We start from the raw sequence: 12,679 nt of genomic DNA on the forward strand, positions 1-12,679 counted from the left end.
GCATGGAAGCGAGCGCTTTCGTACGCGAGGCGAACCCAGGGCAAAGATCACGTAACCGCCGGACCACGTGTGAGTGAGGCCCGACGCGTCGTGAGCACGGCTCACGCGTGAGCAGGCGGCGGTGCGCTCTCCACGAGCCGGGCGAGGTTGGCCAGGGCCATCCGGGTGCCCGTCTCGTTGTCCGCGGCGGACACGGAGTCGGGGATCCCCTCGTGCGCGATCGTGACGTCGGTGCCGCCGCCCGTCGCGTCGACGAGGGTGGTCGTCATGGTCATCGCGCCCTGGAGGGCGGGGTCGTCGGTCTCGAACTCGACCTCCTCGACGACCAGTTCGTCCGCCAGCAGCCGCACGAATCGCCCGTGATAGGTGTCGGTCCGCGCGTCCGACTTGCCGGTGCCGGTGGGCACGTCATAGGTGAGCGAGACGCGGAAGCTGCCGCCTTCCCGGCCGTCGAACGCGTGCACCCGCGCGCTCATGCCGTCCGGCACCCGCCATCGCGCGACGGCGTCCGCGTCCAGCAGCGCGCGGTAGACGGCCGCGCGCGGGGCGTCGACATGCCGGGTGACTCGCGTCGAGTGCATGGGCTCACGATAGCGGCGGGGACGCGCGAAGGCTGTCGGGACGGGACTGAGCCGCGGTCGCTCGCCCGGTCACCCTTCCGTTTCGGGCGACTCCCAGTGCGCCAGGGTCCGCAGCGCCGCCGCGGTCCGTGTGAACCCCTCCTCGCCCAGCAGTGCCCGGGCCTGCGCGTTGAAGCGGTCGACTTCCGGCTGCGCGGCGTCGAGCGCGGCGGCGCCGGCTTCGGTCAACTCCAGTACCACCGCGCGGTGTTCGCGGGGGTGGGCCCGCTTGTAGACCAGGCCGGCCCCGGTGAGCCGGCCGACGAGCCCGGTGACGGCGGACTCGCGCAGCCCGAGGGCGCGGGCCAGCCCCTGCTGGGTGATGCCCGGCTCGTCGCGGACCGCGAACAGCGCGCCCAGCTGGGCCGTGGTGATCCCGGCGGTGGCCACCAGCCGCCGGTCGGAAGCGGTGCGCAGTCGGTGTGCCGCTCGCTGGAGCAGGAAGTACAGACGCTGATCGGGCTCGGACATGGACCGATGTTGACAGACCCGAAGGGGCGGCGCCATGCTCACTTCACTAGTGAAGTGAGGTGTGCGGCATGCACGGGACCCTCGATCTGCCCCTCGCCCGCAAGGTGCTGGCGGCCCAGCCCTTCAGCGTGCTGCTGGGTGCCAGGCTCACGGCCTTCGGTGACGGCGAGGCGACGTTGGAACTGGACCTGCGCGAGGAACTGCTGAACCAGCACGGCCGGGTCCACGGCGGTGTCCTCGGCTACGCGGCCGAGAACGCGGCGGCGTTCGCCGCCGGCAGCGCGCTCGGCCCCGGCCTGGTGACCGCCGGACTCACCGTCGACTTCCTGCGCCCCGCCAAGGGCGAACTGCTGCGCTCCCAGGCTCGCGTGATCCGCGCCGGCCGGACCCGCGCGGTGTGCCGCTGCGACCTGACCACGATCGACACCGACGGCACCGCCACGCTGTGCGCCGTGGCCCAGGGCACCGTCGCCGTCACCGGACCCGCTCGCTGATCCCGCCCCCGACCGTGCAGAGAGGCCGCCCCGTGCCCGTCATCGACGCCTGGATGCAGCACCCGACCCCGCGCCACGCCAACCAGGAGATGTTCGCGTCGCTGCGCCGGTGGACCGGCATGGAGCAGCTCGACGAGCCGCTGCCCGTCGAGGTCACGGTGGCGGCGCTGGCGGCCGCGGACGTGGAGACCGGCCTCGCGGCGGCCTGGTACGGGCCGCAGGGTCCGCTGATCGACAACGACGAGGTGGCCGAGTTCGTCGAGCAGTCCGGCGGGAGGCTGCGCGGCGTGGCAGGCGCCGACCTCGCCCGCCCCATGACGGCGGTACGGGAACTGCGCCGCGCCGTGCGGGAGCTGGGCTTCGTGGCCCTGCGCGTGGTGCCGTGGCTGTGGGGGCTGGCGCCCACCTACCGGCTGTACTACCCGCTGTACGCGGCCTGCGTGGACCTCGGCGTGCCCTTCTGCACCCAGGTCGGGCACACCGGCCCGCTGCGGCCGTCGGAGACCGGCCGGCCCATCCCGTACATCGACCAGGTGGCGCTGGACTTCCCCGAGCTGACGATCGTGTGCGGGCACATCGGCCACCCGTGGACGACGGAGATGATCGCGGTCGCCGACAAGCACGAGAACGTCTTCATCGACACGAGCGCCTACACCGTGCGCCGGTTTCCGCCGGAGCTGGTGGAGTACCTGCGCGGCCGGGGCCGCCGCAAGGTGCTGTTCGGCTCCAACTACCCCATGATCACGCCGAGTCGGGCGCTCGAGCACCTGGACGGCCTGGGCCTGGACGAGGAGACGCGGGAGCTGTTCCTGCACGGCAACGCCCGCCGCGTCTTCGCCCTGTGACGGCGATCCTCAGCGCACGAGGCACGGCCGCTTCGCGTCGAACGTCCAGCCCTCCACCAGGTACCGCATCCCGACCGCGTCGTCCCGGCCGGACAGCGCCTTCTGCTGATAGAGCTCGTGCGCGGCCAGGAGCCGGTCCCTGTCCAGGTCGACTCCCAGTCCGGGCGTGTCGGGTACGGCGACCTCGCCGCCGGTGATCCGCGGCGGCTCGGCCGTGAGCCGTTCCCGGCCCTCCTGCCAGATCCAGTGCGTGTCCAGGGCGTTGTACTCACCGGGCGCGGCGGCCCCGCAGTGGGCCATCATCGCCAGTGAGATGTCGAAGTGGTTGTTGGAGTGGCAGCCCCAGGTCAGCCCCATCGCGTTGCAGAGCTGGGCGACCCGGACCGAGCCCTGCAGGGTCCAGAAGTGCGGGTCGGCGAGCGGGATCGACACCGACTGCAGGGCCAGGGCGTGCGTCAGCTGGCGCCAGTCCGTGGCGATCATGTTGGTCGCCGTGGGCAGACCGGTGGCCCGGCGGAACTCCGCGAGGATCTCCCGCCCCGAGTAGCCGGCCTCCGCCCCGCAGGGGTCCTCGGCGTAGGCGAGGGTGCCGAGGAGGGGGCGGCACAGCTCGACGGCCTCACGCAGGGACCATGCGCCGTTGGGGTCGAGGGTGATCCGTGCGTCGGGGAACCGTTCCTTGAGCGCGGTCACGGCCTTGACCTCCTCCGCTCCGGCGAGGACGCCGCCCTTGAGCTTGAAGTCGCGGAAGCCGTAGTGGTCGTAGGTGGCCTCGGCCTGGCGGACGATCGCCTCGGGGGTCAGCGCCTCCTCGTGCCGGACGCGGTACCACTCGACGTCCGCGTCGGGTGCGCGGACGTAGTCCAGGTCGGTGCGGTCCGGGTCGCCGACGTAGAAGAGGTAGCCCAGCACCCGTACCGCGTCGCGCTGTTTGCCGTCGCCCAGCAGGGCGGCGACCGGGACCTGAAGGTGCTGCCCGAGCAGGTCGAGCAGCGCGGACTCGACGGCGGTGACCGCGTGCACGGTCGTGCGCAGGTCGAAGGTCTGCGCACCGCGGCCGCCCGCGTCGCGATCGGCGAACGTGGACCCGATCGCGCGCAGGACGCTCTTGTAGTCGCCCACGCGGGCGCCGACGACGAGGGATTCGGCGTCCCGCAGGGTCCGCGTGATCTTCTCCCCGCCGGGCACCTCGCCGAGACCGGTACGGCCCTCGGAGTCCTCCAGGACGACGACGTTGCGGGTGAAGTACGGGGCGTGGGCTCCGGAGAGGTTGAGGAGCATCGAGTCCCGGCCGGCGACCGGATACACGGAGAAGCGGGTGATGACGGGCTGGCTCATGGCTGGCGGATGCCGTTCTCGTGAGGAGGTCAGATGCTGAGGGCGTCGAGGACCTGTTCCAGGACCAGGACGCCGCCGAGGCCGAGGATCGCGAGGACCGTCGTGTACGTGGTGCGGGCCTTGATGGCGTCGAGGACGGACAGGTTGAAGTACTCCTTGAACATCCAGAAGCCCGGGTCGTTGACGTGGGACAGGGCGATCGAGCCGCAGGAGACGGCGAGGACCAGTACCTCGGGGTGGACGCCGCTGCCCGCGAGCAGGGGCAGAGCGACGCCGGAGGCGGTGACGACGGCGACGGTCGCGGAGCCGAGGGCGACGCGCAGGATGGCCGCGATCAGCCAGGCCAGGATGATCGGGGAGATGGACCAGCCGTCGGTGGCGTCCTTGATGTAGTCGGATATCCCGCCCTCCACGAGGACGTTCTTGAAGGCGCCGCCCGCGCCGATCACGAGCAGGATCATCGCCATGGCCTGGGCGGCCTCCTTGCAGGAGGCGCTGACCTCGGCCAGGCTGCGGCCGATGCGCGGCCCGAACGCCCAGATCGCGACGAGCAGGGTCAGCAGCAGGGCGATCGGCGCGGAGCCGAGGAACGCCACGAAGTGCATCAGGCCGCCGTCGCCCGCTCCGGCCAGGTCCGCGACGGCCGCTCCGGCGATCAGCACGACGGGCAGCAGGGCGACCGACAGCGACCAGCCCATGGCGGGCATCTCGTCGTCCTCGAAGACCCGTTCGCTGACCAGGCCCTTGGGGATGCTCGGATTCATGGCCCGCACGAACGGCAGGCGCGGCCACAGCAGGGCGATGAACGCACCGACGGGGACGGCGATGAACAGGCCGTAGAACAGGGTCAGTCCGACCGAGGCGTGGAAGGTGGCGGCCACCGCGGTGGGGCCGGGGTGGGGCGGCAGGAAGCTGTGCATGGTGGACAGGGCGATCGACATCGGCAGGCCCACCCAGAGCAGGTTCGCGCGGGTGACCCGGACCAGGGTGAACGCGATCGGGACGATGATGACGAAGGCCACCTCGTAGAACATCGTCACGCCGATGAGCATGGCGGTCAGCACCATGGCCACCTGCACCCAGCGCGGTCCGCACACCTCCAGGAGCCGGCCGGCTATTCGCTGGGCTGCGCCGGAGTCGCCGAGCACCCGGCCGACCATCGCGCCCAGTCCGATGGTGAGCATGGTGTCGCCGATCTGGTCGCCGATGCCCTCGGCGAGGACGTCGGGGATCTTCTCCATCGCGATGCCCTGGACCAGGGCGACGCCCACCGCCACCAGGAGCAGGGCCGCGAAGCCGTTCAGTTTGAGCCGGGTCATCAGGACGAGCAGGACCAGCACGCTGATCCCCACCACCACGAGCGGCATATGTCAGTTCTCCTTCGAACGCCGGCCGCCTACGTTCACCCCACTGAATGGGGTCCTCACATGAAGACGTCATCTACATATGAGGACGGAGATTATGTTCGTGGATGGTCAAGGTCAATGGGTGTGCGGATGCCGATTGCCCGGCCGGTGGGATCAGGCGCCGTTCTGCACGGCCCGCCATCCGCTCCAGTGCAGCACAGTGATCACGATGACGGCCCCTTCCGGGGGCTCCTGCCGGTACTGGGGGTACTTCTGCCGCAGCCGCTCCACGGCATCGGCGTACTCGGCGCGCGTGGCCCGGTCCTGCGCGCCGGGCGACAGGATCCGGGCGCCGCCGTCCGCTCTGACCCACCACAGCCGGTCCCAGTCGGCGTCGTACTCGTCGGCGAGCAGACAGACGGCCGGGCGCACGGAGATGTTGTGCAGCCGCTTGAGCCCCTTGGACCGCTTCGGCTTGGCGTCCACGGCGGTCACGATCTCGTCGCCGTCCGACGCGAACACGACCGGCACCAGATGCGGCCGGCCCTCGGGGTCGACCGTCGCCAACCGCGCGACGGGCGCCGCGGCGAACCGGTCGCGTGCTTCGTCCTGCTCCATGTCCGGCATCTCGGCTCCTTCGGCCTGTGCGGTGGCGGTACGCCCGGCCCCGTGTCGGGTATCCCTGTCCGTGTAGCTCTCCTCGGGGACGACTCGGTGGATCAGGTGATGCCGATGGTCGGCGACACGGACGACGACATCCAGGCGCGGCGGCGCGGCGAGAGCGGCCATCGGGCCGTACCGCACCCGGACGACGTACGGATCGAGGCGTGGGGGGTGAGTCGCGAGCGGTGCCTGGTGGAGGCCGCGCTGGGGATGGTGGAGTGCTTCGCCGACGTCACCACGGTACGACCCACCTCCGTGGAGCGGGTGCGGCTCGCCGAGGACAGCGACGAGGGGCTCCTGACGGCGCTCCTGGACGAGGTCGCCGTACGCCTCGACGAGGACGGCCGGGTACCGGTGGACCTGGAGGCGGATGTCACGGAAGGAGAGCTCGACGTACGGCTCGCCCTCGCCGAACTCTCCGACGTGGCGGTCACCGGCACCGACCCCAGGAACGTCTCCTGGCACGGGCTGCGCATCGGACCCGGCCCGTACGGGTGGTCCTGCGCGGTGACCCTGGACGTGTGAGGCGACGGGCCGGGCCTCGTACCGTGGAGGGATGAGCGGCGGCACGGTCACGCTGTTCGTCTGCGGCGACGTGATGCTCGGACGCGGTGTCGACCAGATCCTGGCCCGGCCCGGCGACCCGGAGCTGCGGGAGGGCTACCTCACGGACGCCCGTGCCTACGTGAGCATGGCGGAGTCGGTGAGCGGCCCGATCCCGGCCCCGGTGGACGCGTCGTGGCCGTGGGGCGAGGCGCTGGCGCTGCTGGACGCGGGCGGCGCGGACGTCAGGATCGTCAACCTGGAGACGTCCGTGACGCGCGGTGACGCGTTCGAGCCGGGCAAGGCGGTCCACTACCGCATGCACCCGGCCAATCTGCCGGCTCTCACGGTGGCCCGGCCCGACGTCTGCGTCCTGGCCAACAACCATGTGCTGGACTTCGGCCGCCCGGGCCTGAGGGAGACGCTCGACGTGCTGCACGGGGCCGGCCTGCGCACGGCCGGCGCGGGACGTGCCGCGCAGGAGGCGTACGCGCCCGTGGCGCTGCCGCTCCCCCAGGGCGGCCGGGTGCTGGTCTTCGCGCTGGGCGCCGCGGACAGCGGCATCCCCGCGGGCTGGGCGGCGACCACGGACCGGTCCGGTGTCGCCTACGTGCCCGAACTGTCGCCGGCCACCGCCGCCGCGGCGGTACGGCGGATACGGCAGGTGAAACGGGCCGGCGACCTGGTGGTCGTGTCCGTGCACTGGGGCTCGAACTGGGGCTACCCGGTCCCCCGCGAGCAGCGCCGCTTCGCCCACGCCCTGGTGGACGGCGGCGCCGACGTCGTCCACGGCCACTCCTCGCACCACCCGCGGGCCGTCGAGGTCTACCGGAGCCGGCTGATCCTGCACGGCTGCGGCGACTTCATCGACGACTACGAGGGCATCCCCGGCTACGAGCAGTACCGCGACGACCTGCGCATCGCCTACCTCGTGACGCTGGCGCCGGACACCGGCGAACTCGCCGGACTGCGCATGGAGCCCCTGCTGGCCCGCCGGATGCGTCTGGAGCCGGCGCCGGCGGAGGCCCGCGGCTGGCTGCGCACGACCCTCGACCGCATCGGCTACGGCGCCCACGTCACCCTCGGCCCGGACGGCGCGCTCGCCCTGCGCCTGCCGGCGGCCCCGGGGTGAGACTCAGCCGTCCCGCAGCGCCTCCAGCACATCGGCGTCGGTGAGCTGACGGAAGTCCTCGTACCACTCGCCGACCGCGCTGAACAGCCGCGGCTGATGCAGGCAGACGAACTCGTCCACCTCCCGGCGCAGTGCCTCGGCCGCCTCCGGAGCGCAGACGGGCACGGCGAGGACCAGCCGTTCGGGCGACCGGTTGCGTACGGCGCGCAGCGCGACGCGGGCGGTGGAGCCGGTCGCCACCCCGTCGTCCACGACCACCGCGGTACGACCGCGCAGCTCGGGCGCCGGGCGGCCCTGCCGATAGCGTTCCTCGCGCCGCCGCAGCTCCTCGCGCTCCCGCTCGACGACCGGCGCGAGGTCCGCCTCGCTCAGCCCCAGCCGGTAGAGGGTCCGCTCGTCGAGGAGCGGAGGGTCCTCCCCCGCGAGCGCGCCGACCCCGAACTCCTCGTGGAAGGGCGCCCCGATCTTGCGTACGACGAGCACGTCCAGCGGGGCTTCGAGCACCGCGGCGATCTCCCGGGCGACCGCGACGCCCCCGCGGGGCAGCGCGAGCACGACCGGCTGCGGGAGTTCTCCCTTGTCCTGCCGGATGCGCAGTTGTTCCGCCAGCTCCCGCCCGGCTTGGGCGCGGTCACGGAACCGCATGGGTCTCCCCTTCCGTCCGTCGCCGCGTACCCCGGGCTCCGGTATCGGACACCCCACCGGACTCGGCCGCTACTGGATGGTCCAGCCGACGCTGCCGACGCCCGAGCTGTAGATCGCGCAGACACCGGAGGACTCGCCGTACTGGCCCGGTGCCAGCGTCACCCACTGGCCGGAGACGTCCGGGGCCCAGCCGCAGACGATCTCGGCGCGGAAGGTGACGGTGCGGTCGGTGTTGTTGTGGCAGCCGGCGATGCCGTAGTCCGGGTTGTTGTTGTGCACCCAGCCGTCGCAGTCGACGGTGCCCGCCGCCTGCGCGGGGGCGGCCGGGCCGCCGAGGGTGAGGGCGAGGGCGGAGAGGGTGGTGGTCAGGCCTGCCGCGACGATGCTCTTCCTGCGGTTCATGTCAGTCCCCGTGAAGTCGTGGTCCGTTCGTACGTGCCGACTTCAGTGAAGGCCACGGGCTCCGCACCGGGAACCTCGGACTTACCAGGGTGGCACTCGCCCCTCACCCCTTGGCCTTGTCGGAGGGGTCCGGGCTGTTCCAGTCGTAGGGCCCGCCGCCGCGCCACTCGATCAGCTCGGGGTCGTCGACGGCCCGGTCCTCGGCGGGCAGACCCGCGCGGTGCACCAGGTCCATGACGTCGAACAGGCTGTAGGCGGTGCCCGTCGGCTCGTCACGGATCGTCACCTGACGCCCGCCGTCCGGCTCCGGCGGCGACACCACCACGGGGGGACGCGTGCTCATGCCACCACCATGCGCTCTGAGTGGCGTGTACGCAGCCCGGCGTACCGGCCACAGTTGAATCGTCATCAATTCGGGTTGTCGGTGTTCGGCGTACCGGCGCAGCGGCATCGCCCGCCCGCCGGACACCGACCCCACGACGGCGACGGACTTCATGCGCCGCACTACCCATCCCTGGCGACGGCAACACCCGGTTCGGCCGTTCCCGGCGGGTTCTGCTCGTTTCGCCGTGCGTCGGGCCGGGCACTCGGCGGCTGCGCCGATCGCGAGGGAGGTGCGCCGTGCCGTTCCGCGACCGTACCCACGCCGGACAGGAACTCGGCCTGCGGCTGGTCGAGTGGGCCGGACCGGGCGACCCGACCGACGTGCTGGTGCTGGCCCTGCCCCCGGGCGGTGTGCCCGTGGCCTGCGAGGTCGCCCGTGCCCTGCACGCCCCGCTGGACGTGCTGGCCGCCGGTGAGATCAGTACCCCGATCCGGCCGGAGACGCCGATCGGCGCGGTCGTCGCCGACGATCCGCCGCTGTACGACCGGCGGAGCCTGGCCATGATGCACCTGTCCGAGGACCGGCTCGGCGACGTCGTCGTCCACGAGCGGAACGAGCTGCACCGCCGCGAATACCTCTACCGCGGCCGCCGCCCGCCACCGTCCGTCGGCGGCCGCACGGTCGTCCTCGTCGACGACGGCCTGACCACGGGACTGACCGCCTCGGCCGCGCTGCGCTTCCTGCGCCGCCACGGTCCGGCGCGGCTCGTCCTGGCCGTCCCCGTCGGCAGCGCGCGGACCGTCGCCGCGCTGCGCCCCGAGTGCGACGACCTCGTGTGCCTCGAACAGCCGCCGGGCCTGCATGTGGCCGGCGAGTGGTACGAGGACTTCGGCCGGATCACCGACACCCAGGTCGCGAGGACACTGCACGCGTTCCACGCCACAGCGTGACGCGGGGCGGGCCGTCCGCTCCTCGGAGCACCCGGCGCCCGGCCGGCTGCCGTGACAGGGTGGTGCCATGGCCATAGAAGTCCGTCCGGCATCCGTCTTCGAGGACGTGCGTGCGGTCATCGGCCCGAAGTCGCCGACGGCGAACGTCTGTTGGTGCCTGAGCTACCGCATCCCGTCGAAACTCAACAACGAGCTGCGCGGACCGGCCCGCGGCGCGTACGTCGCGGAGCTGTGCCGCGCGGATCCCCCACCCGGGGTGCTGGCCTACGACGGTGACGAACCGGTCGGCTGGGCAGCGGTGGCGCCGCGCTCGGCCACGTCCTTCGCCCGCAACCGCAAGATCCCGCACGTCGACGACCTGCCGGTCTGGTCGCTGTGGTGCGTCCGCGTCCGCCCCGGCCATCGCAAGCAGGGCATCACCCACGCCCTGATCGCCGGAGCGGTCGCGTTCGCCCGCGACCGGGGCGCCCCGGTGATCGAGGCGTACCCGCTCGACAACGGTGACGCGCGGGTCGATCTGACGATGGCGTACGCCGGGATCCGCAGGAACTTCGAGCGTGCCGGGTTCGTCCACGCCGCCGACACGACCTCGGTCCTGGCCGGTCATCCGCGGATCCTGATGCGGCTCGACCTGCGCTGACGAGCCGGCTCGCGCGGGCTCGGTGCACCGGGAAACCGCCTTCTCGGTGCACCGAGCGGCCCCGTCTCAGTGCACCGAGAAGCCCCGTCTCAGTGCACCGAGAAGCCGCCGTCGACGAAGATCGACTGTCCGGTGACGTAGGCCGAGGCTCGGCTCGCGAGGAACACGGCCGCGCCGGCGAAGTCCTCCGCGAGGCCGTTGCGTCCGACCATCGTCCGAGCGGCGAGCGCGGCCACCTTGTCCGGGTCGGACGACAGGCGCGTGTTCAGCGGTGTCATGACGAACCCGGGCACGAGCGTGTTGCAGGTGACGCCGTACGGCGACCACGCCTCCGCCTGGGAGCGGGCCAGCGATTCCAGCGCCCCCTTGGAGACGCCGTAGGCGCCGCTCTGGACGAACGCCCGGTGCGCCTGCTGCGAGGTGATGTGGATGATCCGTCCGAATCCGCGCTCCGCCATGCCGGGTCCGAACCGCTGTCCGAGCAGGTGGGGCGCGTCCAGGTTCAGGGCCATGGTGGTGTCCCAGACGTCCTCGCCGAGCTCGTCCATCGGGGGCCGCAGGTTGATCCCGGCGCAGTTGACGAGGATGTCGGGCTCGCCGAATGCCCGCGCCGCCTCCTCGGCGGCGGCTCGCACCCCCTCGCGGGTGCCCAGGTCCGCACTGACCGAGGCCGCGCGGCAGCCGTGGGTCTCCAGCTCGCCGACGGTCGCGGCCAGCTCCGCCTCCCTGCGTGCCACGACCACGACGCTCGCGCCCGCCCGGGCGAGGGCCTCGGTGATGGCGCGGCCGATGCCGGAACTGCCACCGGTCACCACGGCGACCCGGCCATCCAGCGAGAACAGTTCGGAGAGGTATCCCTGCGAGGTCATGCCCGCACCCTAGGCCGGGTGCGCGCGGCGCCGACGCTCGGGGCGGTGTCGTGTGAGGCCGTCCCGTGCGGGCACTCGATGCGCACGGCGTGCCCGCCCGGGCCGCCGGTCGAGGCTGGAGGTGGAGAACATGGGTCACGGCGGGAACGTCATCGACGAGCTGATGACCGATCACCGCGAGGTCGAGGAGCTCTTCGGCCGGATCGAGGGGCTCACGCCCGGCAGCAAGAACCGCAAGCTGTACGCCGACCAGGTCACGATGGAGCTGGTACGGCACTCGGTGGCCGAGGAGGCCTACCTGTATCCGGCCGTGCGCAAGCATGTGGCGGGCGGCGACGAGATCGCCGACCGGGAGATCGAGGACCACTCCACGGCCGAGCGCATCATGAAGGACCTGGAGGCGTGCGACGCCGGCGATCCCGAGTTCGACCGGCTGATCGGGATGCTGATGTCGGAGGTCCGCTCGCACATCGCCGACGAGGAGCAGAACCTCTTCCCGCAGCTCCGGGCGGCCTGTGCGCCGGACGCGCTCGACGACCTGGGCGACAAGGTGCGTCAGGCCAAGAAGGTCGCGCCGACCCGCCCGCACCCGTCCGCTCCGGACAAGCCGCCGGCCAACAAGATGCTGGCGCCCGGTGCCGGCCTGGTCGACCGGCTGCGCGACGCGCTCACGGGCCGCGGCAAGAAGCCCTGAGGCCTGTCTCGCCGGTTCCGTACGCCTCATGCATACGGCCGTCCTCGCCGGTGTCCCCTCAGGCGATGAGGGCCCGGCCGGGGTCGAGCCGCTCGTGGAGGGCCGGGCGGTGCAGGGACGCCACCGGGGCGAGGAGATCGGGATGGCGCAGCAGGGCCGCCGCCTCGCGGTCGTCGGCGTCGGGGGACACCAGGCGCCGGAACTCGACCGGGGCGGCCCTCGTGTGCCCGCCGTCGGCGATCGCGGCGATCGCGAGCCGGGCCAGTTCGGGGTCGGTGAGCAGACAGGCGGCCCAGCTCGCCACGACCTCGTCGACCCAGGTGCGCCAGGCGACGTCGTCCGGCTCCGCGAGGCCCGCCGGGTCGGCGCCGGTGATCCAGTCCAGCGCGGCCGAGCCGCCGGGGCCGGCCATGTGGACCAGGGCGGCGTCCATCGGCGTCGGGTAGCGCAGCCACGCCGCGGCCGTGACGGCCTGGCGGGCCTGCACCTCACCCAGGGCAGCCTGGAGGGCGCCGCCGCACGCCGGGTAGGAGCGCGTGAGCCATTCGGTGGTCGCCGCGATGAGCGGCGAGAGATCTGCGAGCACTGCCGGGCCGTCCGAGGTACTGGCGAGGGGCGGGCTTCCGCTGACGGACGGGGACCGTCAGAGGTACGGGACTCCACCAAACGGTAGCCCGTGGCCCCGCCCGCCGAAATGGCCGG

Annotated in this window: 17 protein-coding genes; 7 read left to right on the forward strand and 10 right to left on the reverse strand. The window is 72.5% G+C overall.

The features are described 5' to 3' along the window. Window positions 1-101: 101 nt before the first annotated feature. Both ACGFW6_RS04810 and ACGFW6_RS04815 read right to left on the reverse strand, forming a co-directional pair. Window positions 102-581 (reverse strand): SRPBCC domain-containing protein, encoded by a 480-nt coding sequence (locus ACGFW6_RS04810; protein WP_393504647.1) that lies wholly within the window; start codon window positions 579-581, stop codon window positions 102-104. A 69-nt stretch (window positions 582-650) separates the two neighbouring features. Continuing rightward, window positions 651-1,091 carry a MarR family winged helix-turn-helix transcriptional regulator gene (locus ACGFW6_RS04815; protein ID WP_393504649.1) on the reverse strand — a complete coding sequence of 147 codons (441 nt, stop codon included), beginning with the start codon at window positions 1,089-1,091 and terminating at the stop codon, window positions 651-653. A gap of 68 nt (window positions 1,092-1,159) precedes the next feature. Between ACGFW6_RS04815 and ACGFW6_RS04820 the strand changes: the two genes are divergently transcribed. Both ACGFW6_RS04820 and ACGFW6_RS04825 read left to right on the forward strand, forming a co-directional pair. Then, window positions 1,160-1,585, forward strand: a complete 426-nt coding sequence (locus tag ACGFW6_RS04820) for a PaaI family thioesterase (protein ID WP_393504651.1) — start codon at window positions 1,160-1,162, stop codon at window positions 1,583-1,585. A 32-nt stretch (window positions 1,586-1,617) separates the two neighbouring features. Then, entirely contained in the window at window positions 1,618-2,430 is an 813-nt protein-coding gene (locus ACGFW6_RS04825; RefSeq protein WP_393504653.1) for an amidohydrolase family protein, read from the forward strand. Window positions 2,431-2,439: 9 nt separating this feature from the next. Here the strand turns inward: ACGFW6_RS04825 and ACGFW6_RS04830 are convergent, their stop codons facing one another. The 3 genes from ACGFW6_RS04830 to ACGFW6_RS04840 all read right to left on the reverse strand — a co-directional run bounded on the left by ACGFW6_RS04830 (window position 2,440) and on the right by ACGFW6_RS04840 (window position 5,741). Beyond that, entirely contained in the window at window positions 2,440-3,768 is a 1,329-nt protein-coding gene (locus ACGFW6_RS04830) for an enolase C-terminal domain-like protein (RefSeq protein WP_393504655.1), read from the reverse strand. Window positions 3,769-3,797: 29 nt separating this feature from the next. Next, window positions 3,798-5,135, reverse strand: coding sequence for a gluconate:H+ symporter (locus ACGFW6_RS04835; protein WP_393504657.1), 1,338 nt, complete (start codon window positions 5,133-5,135; stop codon window positions 3,798-3,800). A gap of 153 nt (window positions 5,136-5,288) precedes the next feature. Further along, complete coding sequence (locus ACGFW6_RS04840) at window positions 5,289-5,741, reverse strand: TIGR03668 family PPOX class F420-dependent oxidoreductase (protein WP_393504659.1); 453 nt, start codon at window positions 5,739-5,741, stop codon at window positions 5,289-5,291. Window positions 5,742-5,846: 105 nt separating this feature from the next. Between ACGFW6_RS04840 and ACGFW6_RS04845 the strand changes: the two genes are divergently transcribed. Together ACGFW6_RS04845 and ACGFW6_RS04850 are read left to right on the forward strand one after the other, a co-directional pair. Continuing rightward, window positions 5,847-6,302: an archease gene (locus ACGFW6_RS04845; protein WP_393505099.1), complete on the forward strand. Its 456-nt coding sequence runs from the start codon at window positions 5,847-5,849 to the stop codon at window positions 6,300-6,302. Window positions 6,303-6,333: 31 nt separating this feature from the next. After that, on the forward strand, window positions 6,334-7,452 hold the full coding sequence (locus ACGFW6_RS04850) for a CapA family protein (RefSeq protein WP_393504661.1): 1,119 nt from the start codon (window positions 6,334-6,336) through the stop codon (window positions 7,450-7,452). A gap of 3 nt (window positions 7,453-7,455) precedes the next feature. On the opposite strand, the gene ACGFW6_RS04855 is transcribed toward ACGFW6_RS04850, so the two are convergent. From ACGFW6_RS04855 to ACGFW6_RS04865, 3 genes are all read right to left on the reverse strand, one after another. After that, the gene (locus ACGFW6_RS04855) at window positions 7,456-8,097 is read right to left on the reverse strand and encodes a phosphoribosyltransferase (protein ID WP_393504663.1); all 642 of its coding nucleotides are present in this window, start codon (window positions 8,095-8,097) and stop codon (window positions 7,456-7,458) included. Window positions 8,098-8,166: 69 nt separating this feature from the next. Beyond that, window positions 8,167-8,499, reverse strand: a complete 333-nt coding sequence (locus ACGFW6_RS04860; RefSeq protein WP_393504665.1) for a hypothetical protein — start codon at window positions 8,497-8,499, stop codon at window positions 8,167-8,169. 103 nt (window positions 8,500-8,602) lie between these two features. Continuing rightward, window positions 8,603-8,842: a hypothetical protein gene (locus ACGFW6_RS04865; RefSeq protein ID WP_393504667.1), complete on the reverse strand. Its 240-nt coding sequence runs from the start codon at window positions 8,840-8,842 to the stop codon at window positions 8,603-8,605. Between the two features lie 278 nt (window positions 8,843-9,120). Here ACGFW6_RS04865 and ACGFW6_RS04870 point away from each other — a divergent pair, with 278 nt between their 5' ends. Beyond that, window positions 9,121-9,774: a phosphoribosyltransferase gene (locus ACGFW6_RS04870; protein WP_393504668.1), complete on the forward strand. Its 654-nt coding sequence runs from the start codon at window positions 9,121-9,123 to the stop codon at window positions 9,772-9,774. 67 nt (window positions 9,775-9,841) lie between these two features. Then, a complete protein-coding gene (locus tag ACGFW6_RS04875; protein ID WP_393504670.1) occupies window positions 9,842-10,414 on the forward strand; it encodes a GNAT family N-acetyltransferase in 573 nt (190 codons plus the stop codon). 89 nt (window positions 10,415-10,503) lie between these two features. Here ACGFW6_RS04875 and ACGFW6_RS04880 read toward each other — a convergent pair whose 3' ends face one another. Further along, complete coding sequence (locus tag ACGFW6_RS04880) at window positions 10,504-11,283, reverse strand: SDR family NAD(P)-dependent oxidoreductase (protein WP_393504672.1); 780 nt, start codon at window positions 11,281-11,283, stop codon at window positions 10,504-10,506. Window positions 11,284-11,413: 130 nt separating this feature from the next. On the opposite strand from ACGFW6_RS04880, the gene ACGFW6_RS04885 reads away from it, so the two are divergent. Next, window positions 11,414-11,977, forward strand: coding sequence for a hemerythrin domain-containing protein (locus tag ACGFW6_RS04885; RefSeq protein WP_393504674.1), 564 nt, complete (start codon window positions 11,414-11,416; stop codon window positions 11,975-11,977). A 58-nt stretch (window positions 11,978-12,035) separates the two neighbouring features. On the opposite strand, the gene ACGFW6_RS04890 is transcribed toward ACGFW6_RS04885, so the two are convergent. Then, window positions 12,036-12,563 (reverse strand): hypothetical protein, encoded by a 528-nt coding sequence (locus tag ACGFW6_RS04890; protein ID WP_393504676.1) that lies wholly within the window; start codon window positions 12,561-12,563, stop codon window positions 12,036-12,038. Window positions 12,564-12,679: the final 116 nt, after the last annotated feature.

The organism is Streptomyces sp. Y7 (genome assembly GCF_043195415.1).
Lineage (GTDB): Bacteria > Actinomycetota > Actinomycetes > Streptomycetales > Streptomycetaceae > Streptomyces.